This window comes from Nocardiopsis nanhaiensis, from assembly GCF_054778635.1.
In genome coordinates, this window is record NZ_BAAGZJ010000107.1 from 1 (window position 1) to 23,782 (window position 23,782).

Annotated in this window: 22 protein-coding genes; 8 read left to right on the top strand and 14 right to left on the bottom strand. The window is 69.4% G+C overall.

Translation table 11 applies throughout. The features are described from left to right. Window positions 1–439: 439 nt before the first annotated feature. The 6 genes from ACYVD1_RS31420 to acs form a co-directional block, all read right to left on the bottom strand. Entirely contained in the window at window positions 440–913 is a 474-nt protein-coding gene (locus ACYVD1_RS31420; RefSeq protein WP_460778116.1) for a SixA phosphatase family protein, read from the bottom strand. A gap of 290 nt (window positions 914–1,203) precedes the next feature. Further along, a complete protein-coding gene (locus ACYVD1_RS31425) occupies window positions 1,204–3,645 on the bottom strand; it encodes a sodium-translocating pyrophosphatase (RefSeq protein WP_460778132.1) in 2,442 nt (813 codons plus the stop codon). A gap of 590 nt (window positions 3,646–4,235) precedes the next feature. Continuing rightward, entirely contained in the window at window positions 4,236–4,751 is a 516-nt protein-coding gene (locus ACYVD1_RS31430; RefSeq protein ID WP_460778117.1) for a DUF309 domain-containing protein, read from the bottom strand. Between the two features lie 7 nt (window positions 4,752–4,758). Next, window positions 4,759–5,667, bottom strand: coding sequence for an alpha/beta fold hydrolase (locus tag ACYVD1_RS31435; protein ID WP_460778118.1), 909 nt, complete (start codon window positions 5,665–5,667; stop codon window positions 4,759–4,761). Window positions 5,668–5,675: 8 nt separating this feature from the next. After that, the gene (locus tag ACYVD1_RS31440; RefSeq protein ID WP_460778119.1) at window positions 5,676–6,152 is read right to left on the bottom strand and encodes a phage holin family protein; all 477 of its coding nucleotides are present in this window, start codon (window positions 6,150–6,152) and stop codon (window positions 5,676–5,678) included. 211 nt (window positions 6,153–6,363) lie between these two features. Further along, window positions 6,364–8,334: an acetate--CoA ligase gene (gene acs, locus ACYVD1_RS31445; RefSeq protein ID WP_460778120.1), complete on the bottom strand. Its 1,971-nt coding sequence runs from the start codon at window positions 8,332–8,334 to the stop codon at window positions 6,364–6,366. Window positions 8,335–8,564: 230 nt separating this feature from the next. On the opposite strand from acs, the gene ACYVD1_RS31450 reads away from it, so the two are divergent. From ACYVD1_RS31450 to ACYVD1_RS31470, 5 genes are all read left to right on the top strand, one after another. After that, a complete protein-coding gene (locus tag ACYVD1_RS31450) occupies window positions 8,565–9,353 on the top strand; it encodes a Fic family protein (protein ID WP_460747610.1) in 789 nt (262 codons plus the stop codon). A gap of 874 nt (window positions 9,354–10,227) precedes the next feature. Then, complete coding sequence (ssd, locus tag ACYVD1_RS31455) at window positions 10,228–11,328, top strand: septum site-determining protein Ssd (protein ID WP_460778121.1); 1,101 nt, start codon at window positions 10,228–10,230, stop codon at window positions 11,326–11,328. 23 nt (window positions 11,329–11,351) lie between these two features. Further along, window positions 11,352–12,494 (top strand): TadA family conjugal transfer-associated ATPase, encoded by a 1,143-nt coding sequence (locus ACYVD1_RS31460; protein ID WP_460778133.1) that lies wholly within the window; start codon window positions 11,352–11,354, stop codon window positions 12,492–12,494. After that, complete coding sequence (locus tag ACYVD1_RS31465; protein ID WP_460778122.1) at window positions 12,482–13,153, top strand: type II secretion system F family protein; 672 nt, start codon at window positions 12,482–12,484, stop codon at window positions 13,151–13,153. The genes ACYVD1_RS31460 and ACYVD1_RS31465 overlap by 13 nt, the downstream gene beginning before the upstream one ends. A gap of 124 nt (window positions 13,154–13,277) precedes the next feature. Beyond that, on the top strand, window positions 13,278–13,988 hold the full coding sequence (locus ACYVD1_RS31470; RefSeq protein WP_460778123.1) for a type II secretion system F family protein: 711 nt from the start codon (window positions 13,278–13,280) through the stop codon (window positions 13,986–13,988). Window positions 13,989–14,023: 35 nt separating this feature from the next. Here ACYVD1_RS31470 and ACYVD1_RS31475 read toward each other — a convergent pair whose 3' ends face one another. The 5 genes from ACYVD1_RS31475 to ACYVD1_RS31495 form a co-directional block, all read right to left on the bottom strand. Then, window positions 14,024–14,635, bottom strand: coding sequence for a hypothetical protein (locus ACYVD1_RS31475; protein ID WP_460778124.1), 612 nt, complete (start codon window positions 14,633–14,635; stop codon window positions 14,024–14,026). Window positions 14,636–14,985: 350 nt separating this feature from the next. Next, window positions 14,986–15,342 (bottom strand): Rv3654c family TadE-like protein, encoded by a 357-nt coding sequence (locus ACYVD1_RS31480; protein ID WP_460778125.1) that lies wholly within the window; start codon window positions 15,340–15,342, stop codon window positions 14,986–14,988. Then, complete coding sequence (locus tag ACYVD1_RS31485) at window positions 15,339–15,698, bottom strand: TadE family type IV pilus minor pilin (protein ID WP_460778126.1); 360 nt, start codon at window positions 15,696–15,698, stop codon at window positions 15,339–15,341. Before ACYVD1_RS31485 ends, ACYVD1_RS31480 begins: the two co-directional genes overlap by 4 nt. Then, on the bottom strand, window positions 15,676–15,864 hold the full coding sequence (locus tag ACYVD1_RS31490) for a DUF4244 domain-containing protein (RefSeq protein WP_460747441.1): 189 nt from the start codon (window positions 15,862–15,864) through the stop codon (window positions 15,676–15,678). The genes ACYVD1_RS31485 and ACYVD1_RS31490 overlap by 23 nt, the downstream gene beginning before the upstream one ends. Window positions 15,865–16,013: 149 nt before the next feature. After that, window positions 16,014–18,401, bottom strand: a complete 2,388-nt coding sequence (locus tag ACYVD1_RS31495) for a DEAD/DEAH box helicase (protein ID WP_460778127.1) — start codon at window positions 18,399–18,401, stop codon at window positions 16,014–16,016. A gap of 232 nt (window positions 18,402–18,633) precedes the next feature. Here ACYVD1_RS31495 and ACYVD1_RS31500 point away from each other — a divergent pair, with 232 nt between their 5' ends. Further along, on the top strand, window positions 18,634–18,981 hold the full coding sequence (locus ACYVD1_RS31500) for an STAS domain-containing protein (protein WP_026117083.1): 348 nt from the start codon (window positions 18,634–18,636) through the stop codon (window positions 18,979–18,981). A 13-nt stretch (window positions 18,982–18,994) separates the two neighbouring features. After that, the gene (locus ACYVD1_RS31505; RefSeq protein ID WP_460778128.1) at window positions 18,995–19,549 is read left to right on the top strand and encodes an ATP-binding protein; all 555 of its coding nucleotides are present in this window, start codon (window positions 18,995–18,997) and stop codon (window positions 19,547–19,549) included. Window positions 19,550–19,622: 73 nt separating this feature from the next. On the opposite strand, the gene ACYVD1_RS31510 is transcribed toward ACYVD1_RS31505, so the two are convergent. The 3 genes from ACYVD1_RS31510 to nth form a co-directional block, all read right to left on the bottom strand. Further along, window positions 19,623–20,801, bottom strand: coding sequence for a MarP family serine protease (locus ACYVD1_RS31510; protein ID WP_460778129.1), 1,179 nt, complete (start codon window positions 20,799–20,801; stop codon window positions 19,623–19,625). Window positions 20,802–20,824: 23 nt separating this feature from the next. Beyond that, a complete protein-coding gene (locus ACYVD1_RS31515; RefSeq protein WP_460778130.1) occupies window positions 20,825–21,478 on the bottom strand; it encodes an NUDIX domain-containing protein in 654 nt (217 codons plus the stop codon). A gap of 256 nt (window positions 21,479–21,734) precedes the next feature. Then, a complete protein-coding gene (gene nth, locus ACYVD1_RS31520; protein WP_460778131.1) occupies window positions 21,735–22,478 on the bottom strand; it encodes an endonuclease III in 744 nt (247 codons plus the stop codon). A 278-nt stretch (window positions 22,479–22,756) separates the two neighbouring features. On the opposite strand from nth, the gene ACYVD1_RS31525 reads away from it, so the two are divergent. Continuing rightward, window positions 22,757–23,440, top strand: a complete 684-nt coding sequence (locus ACYVD1_RS31525) for a Crp/Fnr family transcriptional regulator (protein ID WP_460747448.1) — start codon at window positions 22,757–22,759, stop codon at window positions 23,438–23,440. The last annotated feature ends 342 nt before the right edge of the window (window positions 23,441–23,782 follow it).

Consider the following 23,782-nt stretch of genomic DNA (forward strand, 5'->3'; position numbering starts at 1 on the left):
TCTTTGTGTTCTTTACTTTATCAGGTGTTCCGCACCCCGCCAAATCGGCGGTTTCGGCAGTGTTTCCACTAAACCCAAGATCGGGGTAAAGCCCGTTTCGCTTCTTTCGCCCTGCGTTTCCGCCCGGTGTCTGAAGCAACTCCCCGAGCTTACATGCTCCGGGCAGTGCCCGAACCATCTCGGCTCAGTGGAGAAAGAGTGTGTCTGATTCGAAAGATCCGATCACGCCCACGGAAGAGTCCGTGCTCGTTTCGATCAAGAAGCTCGCGTTCCCCCTCGCGACCTTGGGCCGGTTGGAGGCGACTCGGAGAACATTACCCTTCGGCCCCCAACCACGCAAACGCTTCTTGGCGTGTCCTGGGTCACATCGCAGAACCCTCGATCGAGTCCCTGGTCGGGCCCTCCAGTGTGCGGTCAGGAGGCCATTCAGGCGAGCGCCTCAGTTGAGGATGCTTCCCATGCCGGTTCCGGGGGCGGCGTACAACCACTCCACGTCGAGTTCGACGGCGGCCACGGTCGCCGGAGAGTAGGCCACGAGGGCCTCGCTTCCCACGAAGGACGCGGCCACCTGGGCCACTGCCGGATTGTGTCCGACCACCAGGACGGTTCGCGCGTCGGCGTCCACGTAGTTGACCAGTTCCAGGAGCGAGTCCGGGCCGGCAAGGTAGGCGGCGTCCGTGTAGTCGACCTCGGGGCCGATGTTCATGACTGCCAGTACGCCGTCAAGGGTCTCCCGGGTGCGTTTCGCGGCGGAGCAGAGGACGTGGTCCGGTTCGTACCCCCGCTCGGCGAGCAGCCGGCCGACCTGTTCCGCCTGGCCCCTCCCCTTGTCGGTCAGCTTCCGGTCGTAGTCGGCAACGCCGTATCCGTTCTCCGCCTTGGCGTGGCGCATCAGCAGCAGTGTTCGGCTCACGGCGACAACACCGTCGCAACCACGGCCAGGAGGGCGATGAAACCCACCATGGCCCCCACGACGATGGCCAGTCCCTTAATCCCCGACACCGCTGCACCACCCATTCGGCCCTTGACCACTTGTCCTGCCGGTCGGTTGACGCTCCTCCGGAGCGACCGCGGCCCGGCACGATACCGCCTGTTCAGGTTAGGTGCGCCCGCACCAGTGGGGACGGCGCCCCCACACAACCCAGAACGCGGCGCGGCCGCTCGGGGGTTCCGAGCGGCCGCGCCTGGGGTGGCGACGAAGGGTCAGCCCTTACCGGCATCTCCGGCGCGGGCCTCCTCCTTCCGGTCCCCGTCCTTGTTGTCCGGGTCCTTTTCGGTGTCGGATCCACCGTCTCCGGAGTGCTCCCCGCCACCGGTGACTGCGCCACCGTCACCGGCCTCGGGGGCGTCCTTCGGTGTCTGCTCGCCACTGAGCTCGGCGAGGTCGGTCTCGTCTCCGGCCCCGCGGTTCTTCGACCATAGGACCGCACCGACGAGCACACCGACCGTGACCACGGTGACTCCGACCCGCAGCGCGATGTTGTCCGCGTAGATCACCACGCTCGGCGCGACGATCAGGGCGACGAGGTTCATCACCTTGAGCAGCGGGTTGATGGCCGGCCCCGCGGTGTCCTTGAAGGGGTCTCCGACCGTGTCGCCGATCACTGTGGCCTCGTGGGCCGCGGAACCCTTGCCGCCGTGGTGGCCGTCCTCCACGAGCTTCTTGGCGTTGTCCCACGCACCACCGGAGTTGGACAGGAACACCGCCATGAGCACACCGGCGGCGATGGCGCCGCCGAGGAAGGCGCCGAGCGGTGCGTACCCGAGTGCGAAACCGACGGCGATCGGGGCCAGGACGGCGAGGAGGCCGGGAGTGACCAGCTCACGGAGCGAGTCCTTGGTGCAGATGTCGACCACCCGCGCGTACTCCGGCTTCTCGGAGCCGTCCATGATCCCGGGGCGGGTACGGAACTGGTTGCGCACTTCCATGACCACCCGGCCGGCGGCACGGCCCACCGCCATGATCGCCAGCCCGGAGAAGAAGAAGACGACGCAGGCGCCGATGATGACCCCCACCAGGACGTCGGGTTGGTCCAGGGAGAGGGAGAAGGCATCGGCGTCCATCCCCGCGAGGCTGAGCTGTTCCTGGACCGATGTGCGGAAGGCACCGAAGAGCGCGGTGGCCGCCAGTACCGCCGTAGCGATCGCGATGCCCTTGGTGATCGCCTTCGTGGTGTTACCCACCGCGTCGAGCCCGGTGAGGATATCGGCGCCCTTGCCCTCGACGTCGCCGGACATCTCCGCGATGCCCTGCGCGTTGTCGGCGACCGGACCGAAGGTGTCCATCGCGACGATGATGCCCACGGTGGTGAGGAGGCCGGTACCTGCGAGCGCGACGGCGAACAGGCTGAGGGTGATGGACCCTCCGCCGAGCAGGAAAGCGGCGTATACGGCACCGGCGATGACGAGTGCCGAGTACACCGCCGATTCGAGGCCCACGGAGATACCGGACAGGATGACGGTCGCCGCACCGGTCTCCGAGCTGTTGCCGATGTCCCTGACCGGACGCTTGTCGGTTTCGGTGAAGTAGCCGGTGAGCAGCTGGATGGCGGCGGCGAGCACCAGACCGATGAGGACCGCGGCGACGGCGATGAACCTCGGGTCGGGGTTGGTCCCCGCCGCGGCGACCTCCTCGAGGACGGAGTCGCTGACCCCGGACATCTCCTCAAGGTTGCTGGGCAGGTACCAGAAGGCGGTCGCGGTGACCAGGAGGGCGGAGATTCCGGCGGAGATGAAGAAGCCGCGGTTGATCGCGGACATCGCGGTCCGGTCCTTGGCCCTGGGCGCCACGATGAAGATGCCGATGATGGCGGTGATGACACCGATCATCGGGACCAGCAGCGGGAAGACGAGGCCTTCGGTACCGAACGCGACGCGGCCGAGGATGAGCGAGGCGACGAGCACCACGGCATAGGACTCGAAGAGGTCCGCTGCCATACCGGCACAGTCACCCACGTTGTCGCCCACGTTGTCGGCGATGGTGGCGGCGTTGCGCGGGTCGTCCTCCGGAATCCCCTGTTCGACCTTGCCGACGAGGTCCGCGCCGACATCCGCCGCCTTGGTGAAGATGCCGCCGCCGACACGCATGAACATCGCGAGGAGGGCGGCACCGAAGCCGAAGCCCTCGAGCACGATGGGTGCGTCGCCCCGGTAGAGAACGACGACGAGCGCCGCGCCGAACAGGCCGAGGCCGACGGTGATCATGCCCGCGACACCACCGGTGCGGAAGGCGATGCGCATGGCGCTGCGGTTGTCGCTCTCCCCGCCGCCGCGTGCGGCTGCGGCGACGCGGACGTTGCCGCGCACGGCCAGCCACATCCCGATGAAGCCGGTGGCCGCCGAAAGCAGGGCGCCCAGGGCGAAGAAGACCGACCGACCGATGGCGATGGCCCAAGAGTCGGCGGGTAGCAGGAGCAGTAGAAGGGGGATGGCTACGACGAAGACCGCGAGGGTTCGGAACTGCCGTGTCAGATAGGCCGCGGCTCCTTCTTGGACCGCGACCGCGATGTTGCGCATTCGCTCGGTCCCTTGACCGGCGGAGAGGACCTCACGGACCAGCATCCCCGCGACGGCGAGCGCGAGTAGCGCGACCACCATCACGATGATGACCAGTGTGAAATCCCGGCCCTCCAGTGCTAGGGCCATACCGCTCTCAGCGGCGAGGTTGAGCCCAGACAATCCGTCCTCCTTGAGACGGGCACGTCCTTTTCGGCCCCGTCACCGAAGGCGTGCGGAACGGCTGCCTCATAGGCTCCGGTGCCGCGCACCGCCGTGGACGTACCGCCGTCCGAAGGGATCCTGAACTGGCTCGACGGCACGCTTGTCGGGGTCGAAGCGGTGCCACCTTTCTGTGTGGTGCACGCCGCCCGCGTTCCTTGAGCACGAGTGGCGATCCGGGGATTCTACGCACGGCACGGAACAAGAAAGAGAGCCGGTTCGGCTTTTACCCAAGAGGGGTTAAAGATGTGATCTCTCGGTGATCTTGAGAATCGGATATATAGCCTTATTAGGCTTGCATAGCATATTTCTTCTCGAATAATGCGTTAATTCATTGTTAACGCTAAAGCGTATATAGAATCACAAAAAGGAAATTTGCCCCATAGGCACCACCAGGCACAGGAGTCCCTACCTTCTCAGGGGTGCACGGAAATCCGGAGCGCTCAGGGGACACGCAGGGATGCTCGGCCGGGATACGCGGTCCTCCCTCGCCTCGAGAGGTTTCGGACCGGGCGAAACTATGCTCCGCGCAACCGCATCCCCGAGGGGTCGATCCCGTCACCGGACGTCGCCCGGCCCGAGTCGAGGTCGTCGGCCAGCGCCCGGGCGAACCCCGCCACGCCAGCAACGGCGATACCGTGCGGGGCATCCGGGCCGAAGGGTTCCACCTGGTCCGCGCCGCGCCGCAGCAGACGGGCAGCACCGAGCCTGTTGCCGCGCTGGGCGTGGGTGACGCCGACCGCGGTCTGGGCGAGTCCGCGCCACATTTCCCGCTCCGCCTCAGGAGAGGACTTCCAGACGGCCTCCAGGACCTCGTGGGCGGTGAAGGCGTAACCCCCGTCCAACAACCGCTGGGCTTCGGCGAGTCCCTCCTCCACGGTGAACTCCGCGTCGTCGGGAACCCGCTCGACCTCACCGACACTGCCGTGCGGCATGGGGCGGCCGTAGCGGTCACGGGGGCGCTGGTTCTGTGCCTGACCGGTCTCGTTGCGGTCGCGCACCCCGTCCGCCCGGGTTCCGGATCCCTTGGTCATCAGTCCCTCACCGCCGCTCGCCGTCGATCTCCCGCAACCACTCTATGAGAGCCCGCTCGACCTCGCGAGGACGCTCCTCGTGCGGGAAGTGTCCCGCCCCAGGCACCCGTTCCCATCGGTATGGCCCCGAGACCAGCCGACCGGAGGACCGCGCGGTGTCGGGCGGGCACACGGGGTCGAGGGAACCGTGCAGCTGGAGGACGGGTATCCGGACCGGCGTCCGCATACGCATGCTGTACCTGAGTCCGTCCGCACGCCAACGCGACCGGAAGATCCAGCGGTGGTACTCCAAAGAACAGTGGGAGACCTTCGGAATGGCGAACGCCCGCCGGTACTGCTCCTCCGTCTCCCGGTCCGGCCAGCCGGGGCCGGACCACGCGTCGAGGAGCTCACCCACGCGGATACAGCCGTCGGCGAGGAGCCGGTGTTCGGGAAGGACCGGTAGCTGGGCCCGGAGCATGTGGAGAGCGCCCGGCCCGGCGGAGAACAGCACCCGTGCCGCGCGCCGGGGGTGGGGCGCGGACACCGCGGCCAGGGCGCGCACCTCACTCGGGTGGTAGGCGGTCATCGTCCAGCCGACGAGTCCGCCGACACCGTGGCCCACCACGACGGCGTCCGCCGCTCCGAGCGCACGGACCAGGCCCGCCATGTCCTGGGAAAGCCCCACCAGGTCGTAGCCGCGCGGCGTCTTGTCACTGGCCCCGTAACCGCGCAGATCGACCGCGACGGCACGGTAACCGGCCTCGGCCAGACCGGTCAGCTGTGCGCGCCAAGCCCACCAGAACTGGGGAAACCCGTGCAGGAACAGAACAAGGGGGCCTTCGCCGACCTCGGCCACGTGGAACCGGGCACCGGCCGCGCTGACCGTCCTGTGGGTCCAAGGACCTTCGACGTAGGCCGCCGAGTCGTCCAGCACCGCCGCGGCTATCGGGCGGCGGGCGCGGGTGTCTCGTCCCTGGAGTCGACCTCCTGGCCGTTCGGCGGACGGATCTCGCCGCGCAGGATACCCATCAGTCGGGAGGTCGTGACCGCAGTGCGGGCCAGGCCCTCACGGCGGCGCAGGTTGATCACGGCGACCAACACGAAGATCGCGGCGATCAGCAGGTAGAAGCCCGTGACAGCGAGGAAGGAGAGCCAGTACGCCCAACCGAACACCTCGGCGCAGAAGAAACCCGCGGTGATCGAGAACAGGATCGCCACAAGGTGGAGCAGCACACCGGCGGCCCCGAACTCTCCGACGCTCTTCCCGATCCGGGTGGCGTCCGCCTTGGCCTCGAGTTTGGCGAGCTTGAGCTCCAGCCGCACGATGCGGGAGACGTTGTCGGTGGCGTCGGTGACCAGTTCACCGATGGAACGGTCGCTGTCAGCGCCAGGTTGGTCGGCACCCGGCTTGTCCGCCATCGTGGGGGTTCCCTTCTCTCGGTCCGTACACGCGGATGATCCTCCGCATCCTCGCACATGCGCCAGTACCCATGTCTCTCACGGCACGCAAAACGGTGGGCTTCGCTTTCGTCACACGGGTGAGTCGCGCCGGTGCCCCGTCCCTTCGGAAGCAAAGGGACGGGGCACCGCGCGTTCTCAGCCGGACGGAGACCGAGAGGGGCCAGTGGCCCTAGCTACCTTTGGGGGCGTCGGGCAGCTGCTTGGCGATCACGTCCATGATCGACGAGTCGGTCAACGTGGAGGTGTCACCGACGGCCCGGTTCTCGGCGATGTCGCGCAGCAGGCGCCGCATGATCTTGCCGGAACGGGTCTTCGGAAGCTCGGGAACGGCAAGGATCCGGGCGGGCTTCGCGATGGGTCCGAGCGAGGCACCGACGTGGTTGCGCAGTTCCTGGACGAGCTCCTCCGGAACCTGCTCCTCGCCGCCGCGCAGGATGACGAAGCCGACGATCGCCTGTCCGGTCACCTTGTCCGCGGCCCCGACGACCGCCGCCTCCGCGACGTTCGGATGGGAGACCAGTGCCGACTCCACCTCTGTGGTGGAGATGTTGTGGCCGGAGACGAGCATGACGTCGTCCACGCGGCCGAGCAGCCACATGTCTCCGTCCTCGTCCTTCTTCGCACCGTCGCCCGGGAAGTAGAGGCCCTCGAAGCGCGACCAGTAGGTGTCCTTGTAGCGCTGGTCGTCGCCCCAGATACCGCGGAGCATGGCCGGCCAGGGCTCACGGATGACGATGAAACCGCCGTCGCCGTCGGGGACGGAGTTGCCCTCCTCGTCCACCACGTCGGCGGCGATGCCCGGCAGGCTGCGCATCGCCGCCCCGGGCTTGCCCGAGGTGACGCCGGGCAGCGGGCTGACCATGATCGCGCCGGTCTCGGTCTGCCACCAGGTGTCCACGACGGGGGCGTTGCCGCCGCCGATGTTCTCCCGGTACCACATGTAGGCCTCGGGGTTGATCGGCTCGCCGACGGAGCCGATCACGCGCAGGCTCGACAGGTCGTACTTGGAGGGGATCTCGTCACCCCACTTCATGAAGGTGCGGATCGCCGTGGGCGCCATGTAGGCGATGGTCACCTTGTACTTCTCGACGATCTCCCAGAAACGGCCCTTGTGGGGGGTGTCCGGAGTTCCCTCGTACATGACGACGGTCGCCCCGTTGGAGAGCGGCCCGTAGACGATGTAGGAGTGGCCGGTCACCCAGCCGATGTCGGCGGCACACCAGTAGACGTCGGTCTCCGGCTTGAGGTCGAAGACGGCCCAGTGGGTGTAGGAGGCCTGCGTGAGGTAACCGCCGGTGGTGTGCAGGATGCCCTTGGGCTTGGCCGTGGTCCCGCTCGTGTACATGATGTACAGCGGGTCCTCCGAGTCGTGGCCCTCGGGGGTGTGCTCGGTGCTGGCGGAGTCGACGACATCGTGCCACCACACGTCGCGCTCGTTCCACTCGACTTCCTGCCCGGTACGGCGGACGACGAGGACGTTCTCGACGGCGGGACGGTCGGCGACGGCCCCGTCGACGGCGGGCTTGAGAGCGCTGGGCTTTCCGCGCCGGTAACCGCCGTCAGCGGTGATGACCATCTTGGCCTGGCTGTCGTCCAAGCGCTGCCCGACGGCATCCACGGAGAACCCGCCGAAGACCACCATGTGCACGGCGCCGATGCGGGCGCAGGCGAGCATGGCCACGACAGTCTCGGGGATCATGGGCATGTAGATGGCGACACGGTCGCCCTTGCCGACGCCGAGCTGGGTCAGCGCGTTGGCCGCCTGGGACACCTGGTCCTTGAGGTCGGCGTAGGTAATGGTGCGGCTGTCACCGGGCTCGCCCTCCCACTGGATGGCGGCGCGGTCGCCCAAGCCGGCCTCGACGTGCCGGTCCACGCAGTTGACGGAGGCGTTGAGCTTGCCGCCGACGAACCACTTGGCGTAGGGCGGGTTCCAGTCCAGGACGGTGTCCCAGGGCTGCTCCCACTGGAGCCTCCGGGCCTGCTCCTCCCAGAAACCGAGACGGTCCTCGGCCGCCGTCTCATATGCGTCCGCCTTCACGTTGGCGTTGGCCGCGAGGTCCGCGGGCGGCGGAAAGGCTCGGGTCTCATGGAGAAGGTTGGACAGTGTCTCCTGGCCCTGGGGAGTGCTGTCGGCCACTGTGATTCTCCTTACGTAGGCGGTTAACACCCAATTAATCATGCGGTCCATGCCGCGTGAACAGCTGGGGCGCGGTCCAGCGGCGGTGAGGGCCGGGCGCGCGACGAACGGTCGGTGAACGGTCGCCGGGCCGCGACGAGCGGTCCGTGGTGCCCGGTCCGGGTGGTGGGAGCACACGGTGTTACCGCCGCGTAGTGTTGTTTTCCGTGAGCGAATCGACTTCTGCCTCCATGCCCGACCCGCTGTCCCGGATCGCCGAGCTGCCCGGGGTGAGCGACGCGGTCGCCGAAACACGGACCCTCGTCGACCGGCTGCTGGGGCACCGCATCCTGCGCCGCCGCAGCAGTGACGTGTCCATGGAGTCCTCGCTGCGCGGCGCGTGTGCGTCGGCCGCGCTGGAGGGCGCCGAGGTCTCGATGGACGAGATCCGCGACGGGCACGTGTACGACACCCGAATCAAGGGCGCGCTCCGCATCGGGGGTGAACTGGGCACGCTCGTGGACACCTGGCCCAAGGCGCCGCGGCAGGCGCTTGCCCGACTCCACACCCTGGCCGCCGCCGACGCCGTCGCGGAGGAGGCGCTGGGACGCCCCCGGCTCGACGGGGAACGGGTCGAGGACCCGTTGGAGCTCGGATCCGCTCCGACCGCGGCCGCAGCCTCCGCCCGTTTGGAGGGCCTGTACGCGCTTCTGGGATCGCGCACGAAGGTGCCCGCCCTGGTCACCTCTTCGCTGGTGCACGGCGAATTGATGGCGATCCGCCCGTTCGGGTGGGGTGACGGCCTGGTCGCCCGCGCCGCCGAGCGGCTGACCCTGGTGGAACGCGGCCTGGACCCCAAGTCGCTGGTCACCTCCGAACTCGGCCACCAGACACTGAAGGACGAGTACGGTCCGGCTCTGCGCGGATACATGGCTGGCACCCCCGAAGGTGTCGCGGACTGGGTCGTGTACTGCTGCCGCGCGGTGCGAGCTGGCGCACAGGACTCACTGGCCACCTGTGAGGCGCTCAAGCGCGGCTGATCAGGGAGGTCCACCTCTCGAGGAAAGACCCCCGAGTTCGCGAAACTAGTTTATCTACTAACAAGTAATCACTCGGATTCATACCAGTTCGATCACGCTTGATCGACCGCGAAAGTTTCCATGTTGCTTCGTGCATGTGCACGCGCACAACGAACGGCGCCCCGGGACTTGCCCGGGGCGCCGTTTCCGGCTCGGGGGATCGGGTTAGCAAGCGCCACTATCTCTAGTCCGACCTGGTGAAACCCGGTTCCACCAGGCCTGGACAGGCCCTATGGGGTCGGCGGTGCGTGGGTTCCCGTCCTCCGTGTCGGGGTGGGTCTCAGCCACCTGCTGCTTTATTTGTACGCCGCGGCCCCTTCTTCGAAAAGGTGGTTGACCAAGATTTTCGTACTGGATTCCCGAACCGATACGCAGCGTCACGTGGTAGCGTCTGATCCGGAGTTGAGCGAAGGGCCGACCGCGTCGGGCTAAAGCCCGGGTTGCGTGCCTTTATGCGCACGTTCGCCAATGCGGACATTGTGCGCGGCAGGCACGAAATTGCGGCCGTTACCTCGCCGGAAGTCGGATGAGCGGACCCCACGGGTCACGCGAGTCCCGACGACCGCTCCCGATGATCCCTCCCAGGAGAGCGGACCCGGCCTATCCCCCCAGGGCCGGGACAGGTCGGCCCCCAGTTCCCCCTGAGGGGACCGGCCAACACCCTCCGCTCCGCCTCACCGGCCGGGCCGGGACACACGACAGCCCCCGTTTGTGTGTCCCGCCGGCCGGGTGAGGTACTCCCTGAGTTATCCACAGATCCGGATCCGCGGCTTCCGCGGCCGCCGCAGGTGGGCGAAGGTCATGAGGGCAGGTTCCCGCCCTTCCCGGAGGTCCGATGGACGCTTCGCCCCGACCCCTGATCGCCACCGCCGACCCCGCGCTCCTCGACGACCTGCTCCGGCTCGCCGCCGCTGCCGCCACCGAGGTCACCATCGCCCCCGGCCCCGAACAGGCACTGCGTTCGTGGGGGCGCGCCCCGCTGGTCGTGGTCGGCGGAGACCTGGACCGCGCCCTACGTGCCACCGAACCGCCACCCCATCCGCGGGTAGCCGTCGCCGTGCGGGCTCCGGAGACCCCCGGAACCCGCGACCGCGCGGAACGGTCGGCGGTCTACCTGCTCCCCCGTGACGAGGCCGCTCTCGTCGACCTGTTCGCTTCCGTCTCCGACCGTCCCCCGGCACCCGTCGTGGCAGTCGTCGGGGGCAGGGGCGGCGCCGGGGCCAGCGTGCTCGCCGTCGCACTCTCCCTCGCGGGGGAGCGGGCCGGGAGGGCCACGGCCCTGCTCGACGCCGACCCCCTCGGCTGCGGCCCCGACATCTATCTGGGCTGCGACCACACCTCCGCGGACCCCCGAACCGGCTGGGACGACCTGCTCGGACAACGCGGACGGTTGCCGTGGCGGGCCCTGAGCGACGGACTCCCCAAAGTCGGCAGGGTAGACGTCCTCACCTGGGCACGGAGCAACGGATCGGACCAAGGCCGACCGCTGCCCGTCGGAGCGGTCCGATCGGTTCTGGCCTCGGCGCGCAGGGGCACAGACCTGGTGGTGGCCGACCTGCCCAGGTCCTTCGACCCCGGGACCACCGTCTTCCTCAACCACTCCGACGTCGTTCTCGTGGTCGTCCCCGCCGACGTGTACTCGGTGGTGTCCGCGGCACGCATGGCCGGACGGCTCGAACAGGAGGCCAACCGGGTCCGGATCGTGGTGCGCGGGGCCCGGGGAGGCCTGTCCACCGAGGTTGTCGCGAAGAGCCTCGGGCTCGAACTCGGCGCCGACCTGCCTCCGGAACCCGGCCTCTCCCGAGTCCTGAGGGTGGGCGACGTGCCCGCCAAACACCCCCGGTCGCCGCTGGCCAGGTACGCCGACCGCGTGGTGGATGCCCTCGTCAGGACGGGGGAGGCGGGGAAGACCCGGCGAGCGGGGGAGGCTCGGTGAACGCGGTCCGGGACGAGAACGACATGCTGGAACGGGTCCGCGACCGGTTCGTGGCCACCGGGATACCGGTGACGCCGGCCAACGTCGCTACGGCCATCCGCGCGGAGGGCGGGGCCATGGGCGACAGCGAACTGCTCGCCATGACCCGCAGGCTCTCCGCGGACCTGTCCGGAGCCGGACCGCTGGAGGACCTCCTCACCGCGGACGTCACCGACGTCCTGGTCAACGGCCCCAACCAGGTGTGGGTGGATTCGGGGGACGGCCTGCGGCGGGTGCACGACGTGCGCTTCGGCTCGGCGGACGAAGTGCGGCGCCTGGCCCAGCGGTTGGCCTTCCAGGCAGGGCGCCGCCTGGACGCGGCGGCCCCGTACGTGGACGCCCGGCTACCGACCGGAACACGGTTGCACGCCGTACTTCCACCGATCGCACCCGAGGGGGCCTGCGTCTCACTCCGAATGCCGCCCAAGCGGGTGTTCGGGCTAAGGGAGCTCATCGCATGCGGGACCCTGACCCCCGTCGGCGCCGAGCTCCTCCGCTCCATGGTGGTGCGCCGGACACCCTTCCTGATCAGCGGGGGCACCGGAACCGGCAAGACCACCCTGCTCTCCTCCCTGCTGTCCCTGGTGAACCCGGGGGAACGGATCGTGCTCGCCGAGGACTCTCCCGAACTGCGCCCCGAACACCCGCACGTGGTGCGCCTCCAGACCCGCCCAGCCAATATCGAGGGCAGTGGGGAGGTACCGCTGGAGGCACTGGTCCGCCAAGGGTTGCGGATGCGCCCGGACCGCCTGGTGGTCGGTGAAGCGCGCGGGCCGGAGATCGTGTCGTTGCTGGGCGCCCTCAACACCGGCCACGAGGGCGGCGTAGGAACTCTGCACGCCAACGGGGCCGAGGACGTACCCGCCAGGGTAGAGGCGATGGGTTGCGCCGCCGGGCTCGGCCGGCACGCCGTGCACAGTCAGCTCGCGGCCACCAGGGTCATGGTCGTCCACCTTGTGCGGGACGGGCGCGGGCGGCGCCTGTCCGAAGTGCGGGTCCTGGAGCGTGATCCCGATGGGCTGGTTCGGGCGATGCCCGCGGTGGCCTTCACCCCGGACGGCGGCCATCGCGAGCACGCGGGGGCCGAGCAGGTGGTCGCCCGCCTGGGCCAGGAGTGGCGGCGGTGACGCTCCTGACGGGCTGCCTGCTGGCGGCGGCGCTGTTGTGGTCGCTCCCGCCCGCCGGCCGCTACCGCCTGGCGGCAGGGTTCCCGCGGGGGCCGCGACGGAAGCTGCCCCGGCCCTCGTTCCGGGAGCTGATCGCGCGCCGGAACGAGGCGGCCGAGCGACGGCGGGCGGTCATCGTGCTGTGCCGGGTGATGGCGGCCGAACTGAGGGCCGGGCAACCACCGGAACTCGCCCTCCGGGTGGCGGCTCTGGAAGTCGGCCGCCTGGCCGTCGGGGTGTCGACCCCCGGTTCCCTGCGCCGTGCCGCCGAACGCGATGAGGACCTGTGGGCCCTGGCCTATGTGGCGGTGTGCTGGGAGGTGGCGTCGGAGACCGGTGCGGGACTGGCCGGTGTAGTGGACGCGCTGGCCGACAGCCTGACAGATCGGGAGGAGCAGAGGGCGGAGGTGGCGGCCAAGACTGCCGGTCCGCGCATGACGGCGCTGCTACTGAGCGGGCTTCCGCTGGTCGGGTTGGCGATGTCGGCGGGACTGGGCGGTTCGCCGCTGGTCTTCCTGTTCACCACACCTCTGGGCCTGGCGTGCCTGGTGTGCGGTGTGTTCCTGGATCTGGCGGGTGCCTGGTGGACCCTGCGGATGGTCCGGGGGGCGGTGGCCTGAGGGCTGAGGCGGAGCGGGTAACGGGCCGGGGAGGGCTGTGGGCAGCGGGCTGGGGATGAGGGCCGTGGATTGCGGGACGGGCGGCCTTGGTCCGGGACGGGCAACAGGGGAAGGGGTGTACGCGATGTTCTTCGAGGTGGTCTCCGTGGTGTGCGCGGTGACCGGCGTGTGGGTCCTGACCGGATCGGAACGGCTCCGAGAGCTGCGGGCGGCGAAAGCGCCGCCACGTGTCCCGCCTGGACGGGTGGGCACCGGGGTCCTGCTCTTCGCCGGAGCCTGCGGGGCGGCAGTGCTCGTGTCCGTGTTCGGGGCCCTGGGCGCCGCGGTGGCGGTCGGCGGCTGTGTGCTCCTGTGGGTGCGTGCCCGCCGCGCCCGGACGCGTCCTGGCCGGTTGCCGATCACCGACGACCTCCCCGTGCTCATCGGGTTGATCGCCTCCGGGATCCGGGCGGGCGCTACGGTTCCTGCCTGCCTGAGCTCGGTCTCCGGAGCTGCCCGGGGCGGTCTCGGTACCGAACTGGCGATGGTCGCCGAACGGCTGCGCCTGGGGGCCGACCCCGGACCGGCATGGCAGCGGTCCGCTCTACCCGATCCCCTGGTGGCGGTCGGCCGCGACTTGGCCCGGGCCTCGGAGACCGGCGCACCGGTGGCCGACCTGCTCGACCGGCACGTCGCCGATCTGCGCAGGGAGCTCCGTTCACGGGCCACCGCCAAGGTCGAGCGTTTGGGGGTGCTGGTCGTGGCACCGCTGGGTCTGTGCTTCCTTCCCGCCTTCCTCCTCATCGGGGTGGTACCGATGGCCGCCGAACTCCTCACCGCGGCGCTCGGTCATTGACGACCCGACACTCCGCCGACCTGCACGTGTGGAGGTCATCCTGGTTCGGGGCCGTTCGGCGCGCAGTCCGCCTTCGAGGCACCGGACCGGACGGTCTGGAGGGGGAGGCGACCGTCCTCGGTCCGGCAACGACGGCGGCCGAGATAGGGGGTGGGGAAGCGCGGCCAGCCGACCATCAGGCGCAGGACGAGAGTACCGACCCCCAGGAGGGCCAGCAGGGTGGTGGAAGCGGCCCCGATGGTGCGGCCGACCGCGCCGACAGGGACGGTTTCCTCGAAAGCGAAGTGCCCGACCGGGTTGGGTTCGCCGTCCTCTTCGGGCTCCACCGACGCTTCGGACGGCACCGTCACCTGAACGGTCTCGTCGGCAGCGGCGCCCGAACTCTCCTCGGCGGGGCTCCGCTGGGGCGGGGCGCTCCCCGTACCGCTACCGCTCTCATTCGAGGGGGCGGCAGGAGCCGAGCGGCGGACAGCGGGTGGTGTCCCCGAGGCCTGAGCCGGCGAACCGTCCGCTGCCGGGTCTTCCACGGGCCGCGCACCGGCGGCCGGTTCTGGGTCCTCGCCCGTGTCCTCGAAGTCCCCGTCCACCTCATCAGCCGACTCCTCAGCGGCATCCTCGGAGGGTTCGTCACCTGGACGGGTGTCCATGAGGCTGGCTTCGGACGGCGCTTCTACCGGCCGGGTCTCAGTGGGCGGCGGCGGGGACTCAGCCGACGGCTCGACCGGACGAGGGTCTTCGGCGCAGAGTGCCTCTGGACCGGCGACCGGTTCGGAAGACGGACCGGGACCAGAGCCCGGTGGCGCGGGGGATCCGGCGGAAGGAGGCCCCCCGGGCACGGGGGGCACCGGTCCGACGCTCGGTTCCGGGTCCGTACCGACACCGGGGTCCGGGGCCTCGGCGACCATGGCGGCGGGCTCTCCCGGACAGGGATCGGCCCCGGTGGCGGGTCCCACTGGGCCGCAGAACAGGAGTGCGCAGGCCAGGACCGGGTGGGCGGTCATTCCATCTCCTCGACGGGTTCGTGGGCGGGGCCGGCCCGGGCTTCGGCACCGACCTCGCGTGGCAGGACTGACGAAGGGATCGACACCGTCACCGTGACGGTGTGGCCGCGCAGGCCACAGGAGTCGAGGGTGGCTCCGTTGGCCTCCGCGGTCTCCCCGGCCACAGCGCAGGCGGTGTCCCCGGCCTGTTGGGCGCGGGCCGCCGCCAGTGCGGCCAGGTCGGCGGCGGCCCCGGCACGGTCCCGCTCCAGGCGGGCCGCGGACGTGGCGAGCACGGCGTAGGCGAGGAACCACAGGACCAGGCAAAGGGATATCCACCAGACGGTTGCCGTGCCGGCGTCGTCGCCCCTCACAACCCCGGCTCCAGTGGAACCGCGGCACTGCCTTCGACGCTCAGGGACGGCGCACGGAGCGGTCCGATCCGCACTTCCGAGCGGACCGTGACCCTGGCCATGCCGTCGGTCTCGGACAGCCGGACTCGGGCACCCGTATCCGGTGCGGCCGACAGGGCGAGGGAGCGGGCCTGCTCGGCCGACTCTCCCCGGGCCAGGGCCCGGGCTCCGGTCCGAGCCGCGTCGGCGCAGGCGAGCTGCGCGGCAGCAGCACCGACCGCGCCGAGCGCGAGCGCCAGCATGAGCAGCAGAGAGGGCAGCACCATCGCGGCCTCCATCGTGGCGGAGCCGCGGTCAGCTGCCGGACTCGAGCGCATCGACGATGATCGTGTTGAGGGCGTCGCTGACGGTGCCGCTGGTGACGACGTAGTAGAGAACCCCCGCGAGGGCGACCGCGGCGACGGTGCACACCGCGTACTCGGCGGTGGTCATCCCCCGGTCCGTGGCGGAGGCGGGCAGGGGCGGGCACGGGAAAGAGAACATGGGACCTCCCGGGTGACCGGGCGGACCGACTTCCGCCCGGCCCTTCCAGGTTGCGCCGTCCCCGTTCCGGAGGGAAGCGGCCGCCCCCAGCCTGTGGATAACTTGCACGGGGATGCGCACCCCGGTCTCCGCCCTCGGTCGGCAGTCCCCTAACCAGCGTCCCCCGGCGGCTCCTGCACCTCCGGCGCCGCGGTCCTCGGCTCAGCGGTCTCCGGAGTCCCCGGCGCCTCTCCACCGCTCAGAACCTCGCCTCCACCGCTCAGGACCTCGTCCAAGAGGCGAAGGGCTCCGGGCTTGCTGAGCGGCTCGTTGCCGGTACCGCACTTGGGCGACTGGATGCAGGAGGGGCACCCCCGGTCGCACTCGCACCCGGCGATCGCGGCACGGGTGGCGGCCAGCCATTCCCGGGCCGCCGCGTAGCCGCGTTCGGCGAAGCCCGCGCCTCCCTCGTAGCCGTCGTACACGAACACCGTCAGCTTTCCGGTGTCCCCGTGCAGGGAGGTGGAGACCCCGCCGATGTCCCAGCGGTCGCAGGTCGCCAACAGCGGGAGCAGGCCGATCGCCGCGTGTTCGGCCGCATGGGCCGCGCCGAGCAGGCCCACGTCCTCCTTGCGCAGCCGGTTCTCTCCGTCCTGCGGAAGCGTCCACCAGACCGCGCGGGTCTGGAGAGTGCGTTCGGGCATCTCCAATGGCTGCTCACCAAGGACCGTTCCGGTGCGCACATCCCGTTTGAGGAAGCCCACCACCTGCCGGACCACCTCCACCTCACCGAAGTAGACGGTGGCACCGCTGGGCCAGGCCTCCTCGCGCAGCACCGAGCGCACGGTGATGTCCGTAGTGTCCCTGGCCCACGTGCTGTAGGGCGGCTCGGCCTCGTGCACCAGGGCCACCCCTTCCTCCAGGTCGAGCTCGTCGACCAGGAAGGTGGAACCCCGGTGGAGGTAGACGGCGCCGGTGTGGACGGTTCCGTGCGCGGCAGCCTCGTCGATCTCGCCGAGCAGCTGACCGCTGCCGGTGTCGACGATCTGCACGGGCGGCCCGCCCGCCCCGCGAATATCGGCTAGGTCACTTGCCCGTTCATTACTCACCCAGAACCAGCCCCTCGGGCGCTTTCTGAGCAGCTTCCGATCTACGAGCCGGGTGAGCTGTTCCTCGGTCGTCTCACCGAAGAGTGCGAAGTCGTCGCGCGTGATCGCCAGCTCTTGGGCGGCCGCGCAGAGGTGCGGCCCAAGGATGTGGGGGTTTTCCGGGTCGAGGACGGTGGCCTCCACAGGGCGCCCGAAAATGGCCTCGGGGTGGTGGGCCAAGTAGGTGTCCAGGGGGTCGTCACGGGCGATGAACACCGCCAAGGCGTCCTCGCCGCGCCGCCCCGCACGGCCCGCCTGCTGCCACAGCGAGGCCAGCGTTCCCGGCCATCCCGCGATGAGCACAGCGTCCAGACCGCTGATGTCCACGCCCAGTTCCAAGGCGTTGGTGCTGGCCAGCCCGAGGAGCTCACCCGAGCGCAGCGCCCCCTCCAGCTCCCGACGCTCGTCCGCCAGGTACCCGCCGCGGTAGGCGGCCACGCGGTCGGCCAAGTGGTGCTCGCCGCGTTCGGTCAACAACCTCTGTGCGTTCAGCGCAACGACTTCCGCGCCCTGTCGGGAGCGCACGAACACCAGCGTGCGCACACCGTCCCTGACCAGATCGACCAGCATCTCGGCTGCCTGGGAGGGCGCGGTTCGGCGCACCGGGGCGCCGTTCTCCCCGGTCAGGTCGGTCAGCTCCGGCTCCACTAGGGCGACGGACATCCCCGGCCGTGGCGACCCGTCCTCGCTGATCGCGGTCACCGGGACGCCGGTGAGCCGGGTGGCGCTCTCCGCCGGGGATCCCGAGGTGGCCGATGCCAGGACGAACACCGGCTCCGACCGGTAGCGGGCGCACACCCTGCGCAGCCGCCGCAGGATCTGGGCGACGTGCGACCCGAAGACCCCCCGGTACCGGTGCGCCTCGTCGATCACCACGTAGCGGAGACGCCGCAGGAACCTCGACCAGGCACCGTGCCGGGGAAGGATCCCGTGGTGCAGCATGTCCGGGTTGGTGAGGACGTAGTTGCCGTGCTCGCGGACCCAGGCGCGCTCCTCTGGCCGGGTGTCCCCGTCGTAGACGGCCGCGCGCATGCCCGAAAGTCCCAGGTCCGTAATCCACCTGAGCTGGTCCTGGGCGAGCGCTTTGGTCGGGGAGAGGTAGAGCACCGTTTCACCGGAGTCAACCGCCTCCACCGCGGGCATAAGGAAGGCAAGCGACTTCCCCGAGGCGGTACCCGTGGCTATGATCACATCACGGCCCGAGCGAGCGAGATCGGCGGCGGCTGCTTGGTGGGACCACGGACCAGTGATCCCCCGTTCAGCCAGCCGTCGGACCAAGTGGGGAGCTGTCCAGTCCGGCCAGTCCCCGCTCTCTCCCGCGTTCCGGGCCACCTGCTCGATGTGGGTGACCTGCGGGTACCGGGTGTCGTCACGCCACACACCGGGGAGCACGGGCTCCGACCGCCTCATCGAGTCCCCTCCTCACTGGACACGTTCACGACCACACCGCACTCAGAGCGAGGCTGGGGCACCGATGAACATCGGTTTCAGTGTGACATCCGAGGGAAGAGTGCCGCGGGGTCGACGTTTTCCTGTGCATGACGGGAAGACACTCACGGCACCCGTGGTTGAATGCGTGCTGGTGGGGTAACGCCCGGCAGAGATACTTCGCGAATTTTCGCGGTTCGGCGCTGGAGGACTAGTGGATTTGAAGCTTGATCATTACACCGAGGGCGACACCGAGATCGTGGTCGTTGAGGGTGAGATCGATGTCTATACCGCGCCCCGGCTCCGCGAGCTGCTGATCGACCTGGTCAACAAGGGCAACTTCCACCTCGTGGTCAACATGGAGAAGGTGGAGTTCCTGGACTCGACAGGCCTCGGTGTGCTTGTGGGCGGGCTGAAGCGGGTCCGGGCCCACGATGGGACCCTTGACCTGGTCTGCACCCAGGAGCGGATCCTGAAGATCTTCCGGATCACCGGACTGACCAAGGTGTTCGGTATCCACGGCTCGGTGCAGGAAGCCATCGACAAGCGTTCCTCGAAGTAGCCCAGAGCGAGCGATGGCAACCATCACGCTCACGATCAGCGCGCTCCCCGCCCACGTGCGCACGGCCCGGCTCATGGCCGCGACCGTCGCACGGCGGGCGGGTATCGCCGCCTCCGCGATCGATGAGATCAGACTGGCGGTCGGGGAGGCTTGTTCCAGGGCGGTGGCGGCGCACAAGCTGCACTGCCCGACACAGCCGATCCTGCTCCAGCTGATCGACGGCAGCGGACCTGATCCGGTGTCGGACCCCCGCACCGACACCCAGAGCCGAGCACTGCGCGCCAACGGGAGCGCGACGCAACGTTTCGAGGTCGTCGTCTCCGACCGTGCCCCGGCAAAGGACGCCGAGGAGACGGCCAACCACGTCGAACCCATGCTCGACGGCCTCTTCCTGGACGGTGAGGACACTCCGCCCGGCGGCATCTCGGGGTTCTCCCCCGGCTTGGGCCTGGCGGTGATCACCGGTCTCGCCGACGAGGTGAGCATCGAACCCAACGACGTGGGAACGGTCGTACGGATGACCTGGCCGCTCCACGCGGACCAGACCCAGAACCCGAGCTCGAACTGACCGAACGCCGCGATGGGGCGCCTCCCGCACAGGAAGGCGCCCCATCGTCGTCAGATCCGCCTGTGCGGCCCCGTCAGTCGCAGTCCTGGGCAGACACCTCTTCGGTAGCTGTCAGCCCCTCCTCGGCGTTCTCCGCCACCTCGTCCGCGGTCAGCACGTAACCGGTCTCTTCCTCGTTGGTGGCCGCGGCGAACACGACTCCGTACACGGTGCCGTCCGGGGCGAGTAGCGGTCCGCCGGAGTTGCCCGGGCGCACCACGGCTCGGACCTGGTAGATCTCCCGGCTCACCTGCTGCGAGTGGTAGAAGTCCGAACCCTGCGCGGTCTGCTCCGCCCGGATCCGCGCCGGAACGGCCGTGAATCCGCTGTTGCGCGGGAAGCCCGCCACCACGGCGTCGTCGCCCTGGGCGGCGTCCCCGTTGAAGTCCAGAGGATTCAGGTCCATCCCCGGTACGTGCAGTACGGCCAGGTCCTGCTGGGCGTCGAACAGCACCAGGGTGGCTTCCAGCTGGTGTCCGTCCCGGGTCACCACGCGCAGGTCGTCGGTGACCCCGGCGACCACGTGCGCGTTGGTCATGATGCGGTCCTCCCCGTAGGCGAACCCGGTGCCCTCGACCCTGCGCTGGCAAGCGGGGGCGGTGCCCAGGACCTTGACCACGCTGTCGCTGGACTCGATCAGCTCCGGCGTGGTGAGGACGTCCGGGTCGGGCGGCTCGACCTCGGCCAGCTCGCCCGTTCCCAGACCGCTGAACACTTGGGGGAACGCACTCTGGTCCACGATCCGCCGGAAGGTGGAAAAGCCCTGGTGGGCGGCGTCGGGCATCACCGAGTCCACCGTCTGGAGGATGCGGGACTCCTTGACCTGGTTGGACACGTACGGCAGCGCCGAGTTGGCGACCGTACTGCCGATGAACCAGGAGACCAGGAGCACCGAGATGCCGCTGACGACGGCACCGCCCAACGCGTCCACGACCCGGGCGGAGTCCCCCGTGACCTTGTTGCGCACCAGGGTGCCCAGGTAGGAAGCGAGGAACTGCCCCAGGGCGGCGGACAGGAAGACCACCGCGATGGCCAGCAGCGCCTGCCGCCCGGGGTCGGCCACCCAGTCCTGGATGAGGTTCGGCGCGGTGAGCGCCGCGATCACCCCTCCGCCGATGAACCCTATGAAGCTGAAGACGCCGACGATGAATCCCTGCCGGTAGCCGGTCACCGCGAACAGCAGCAACAGGATGACCAGAACCGCGTCGAGCACGGATGCCCTCCAAGAAGTGAGCTTTACCCGACCGGCCGGAGGCCCTGCGGGGTGGCTTCGAACTCGTCAGTGAGACCCCGGTTGCGCCACGGAAGTTCCCAACCGCCGAGAACGAGCAGGTTGTCGATGATCGCGCCCGTGAAGCCCCACACGAGCATGTTCTCCACTCGGAATCCCGGGCCCCACATCGGCCCTCCCCCGTAACGCACCTTGACCCGGTTCCCGGGGGATGCGAGGTCGGCGACGGGGACCCTGGCGACCGCGGCGACCTCCCCCGTATCGGCGGCCCGTACCTCGGTGGGCTCCCGCCACCAGCCGAGGATGGGTGCGACCCGGAAGTCGCTGAAGCTCAGGTAGAGCTCGGGGAGGCGGCCGACCACCTCGACCCCCTCGGGGACGACCCCGGTCTCCTCCTCGGCCTCGCGCAGCGCGGCGGCCTCGGGAGAGGGGTCGGTGAGCTCGATCCGCCCGCCGGGGAACGCGGGTTGCCCGGAGTGGCGGCGCAGCCCGTCGCGGCGCTGGATGAGCAGCAGGTCGGGCCCCCGGTCGGTCTCACCGAAGAGGATGAGCACCGCCGACTCGCGTCCGCCCCGTTCGGGCGGGCGCATCTGTTCGGGCACCGGCATGGTCTGGGCATCGTCCGCGAGCGCGGACAGCCAGAGCGGGGTCGAGTTCATAAGCAGAACCTGTTCCGGGGGTTGTCGCGCCAACGTCTGTACGGATGGGGATGCCGAGGGGGCGGTAGGGGTTCGGTCACCCTGTGGGTGCCCGACGGGTCGTCCGGTGATCGGGCGCGCCGCACCGGCCGTCTGCTGAGGGGACGTACCAGGCACCGGCCCGCTGACCTCTGTGCCCTGCCAGGGACCGATGTGCGCGCACGTGTTCAGGGTACAAACCGCTGCTTGGTACCGGGGGGCACGTACGGGCGCCGGATCAGGCGAACGACCGCATCCGGAGGAGCTTCGCGGCACTGGCGGGGTCCGTGGGCCCTTCGCCGAAGGACGGGCACCAGCGGGCCACTCCGCAGGCGCCGCAGGCGGGTTTGCGGGCGTGGCAGACCCGGCGGCCGTGCCACACCAACCGGTGGGAGAGCATCGTCCAGTCCTTGGGCGGGAAGAGTTCGCCGACCGCGTGCTCCACCTTGACCGGGTCCTCCTCGTCGGTCCACCCGAGGCGCCGCACCACCCGCCCGAAGTGGGTGTCGACGGTGATACCGGGCACACCGAAGGCGTTACCGAGCAGTACGTTTGCGGTTTTTCGCCCTACACCGGGTAGTTTGACCAGGTCGGCTAGGTTCCCAGGAACCTCGCCACCGTGCCTTTCGCACAGGGCCTGCCCAAGCCCCAGCAGGCTGTTGGCTTTGGCCCGGAAGAACCCCGTCGAACGGATCATCTCCTCCAGCTCCTCGCGTTCGGCCGACGCGTAGGCCTCTGCGTCGGGATAGCGCGCGAAGAGCGCCGGAGTGACCTGGTTGACCCGCTTGTCCGTGCACTGAGCGGACAGGATCGTCGCGACCAGGAGCTCCAGCGGGGTGGTGAAGTTCAGTTCGGCGTGGGCGTCCGGGTACAGCTCGGAGAGCTCCCGATAGGTCTTTCGGGCACGACGGACCAGCGCGAGCCGGCTCTCGCCGGTGGGCGTGGTGTTCTCCGAGGGCACGTCTGGGGTGTCACGAGGCATCGTCACAGGGTAGGCGTCCGGATGCGGGGGCACACCCGGTCCGTCACAGCTCAGTGACACGCCTGCGTTTCGGCCGGTGACCGAGATTATGTAACCAATGTCCGGTCGCACGGCGCGGACAAGCCCTCACACAAGCCGATGACGACTAGGATCGCATGGGCTGACGTCGGCTGTTGTGGGCACGTTGTCTCCCGGCGGGCAAGCCGAGGTAACGACCTGGTTTCACACCTGGTTGCGATATACGTCACACTGTTGACGGTCAGGTTTTAGGAGGACGTGTGGACGAGATCAACGAGGTGCTCCGGAAGGCCCCTCTGTTCGAGGCGCTGGACGAGGAGGACACGGCCGCGCTCCGCTCCTCAGTGAACGAGGTGCGTCTCGGCCGCGGCCAGACCCTGTTCAACGAGGGTGACGAGGGCGACCGCCTGTATGTGATCCTCAGCGGGAAGGTGAAGCTGACCCGCACGGCGGTCGATGGGCGCGAGAACCTGCTGGGCGTACTCGGCCCCAGCGAAATGTTCGGTGAACTGTCGCTGTTCGACCCGCGCCCGCGCACCGCGAGCGCCGTGGCCGTCACCGACTCCGTACTCGCCGGGCTCGGCCACGACGACCTGCGGCCGTTCCTGTCCAGCCGCCCGCAGGTGGGACTGCAGCTGTTGAAGTCGCTGGCCGGGCGCCTGCGCCGCACCAACGACGTGATGGCCGACCTGGTCTTCACCGACGTTCCCGGCCGCGTGGCCAAGGCCCTGCTCGAGCTCGCCGACAAGTTCGGCAAGGAGGGCGAGGACGGCCTGCACGTCCACCACGACCTCACTCAGGAGGAGCTCGCCCAGCTGGTGGGCGCCTCCCGTGAGACGGTCAACAAGGCCCTCGCCGAGTTCGCCCTGCGCGGCTGGCTCCGGATCGAGGCCAAGGCCGTGGTGCTGATGGACGTCGAGCGGATGCGCCGCCGCGCCCGCTAGCTTGTCGTTTAACGTGCTTGCTTGTCTCCAGGGTCACCTGTGGTGCCCGTTTTGTCCTTCTTCGGGACCCCGTACCGGGGAGCTGAACGCTTGTTCGGCCTGCCCGCTGGACGGCCCGGACCGGCCCCGCAGGGTTTCGGTACATCCACGCACTCCGGCAGGTCAGCGCGGATGTACCGAAACCCCCGACGCACCCTGGACGGACTCATCCGCTGCGGCTCCACCAGCCGGTGCCAGGGCAACCTGACCTGGCACACCAAAGACCGGGCCAGACGCAGCTGGGTATAGGCCACCAACACGATCCAGGACCACCGATCCGCCGATCGTGGGTCCCGTAGCCGA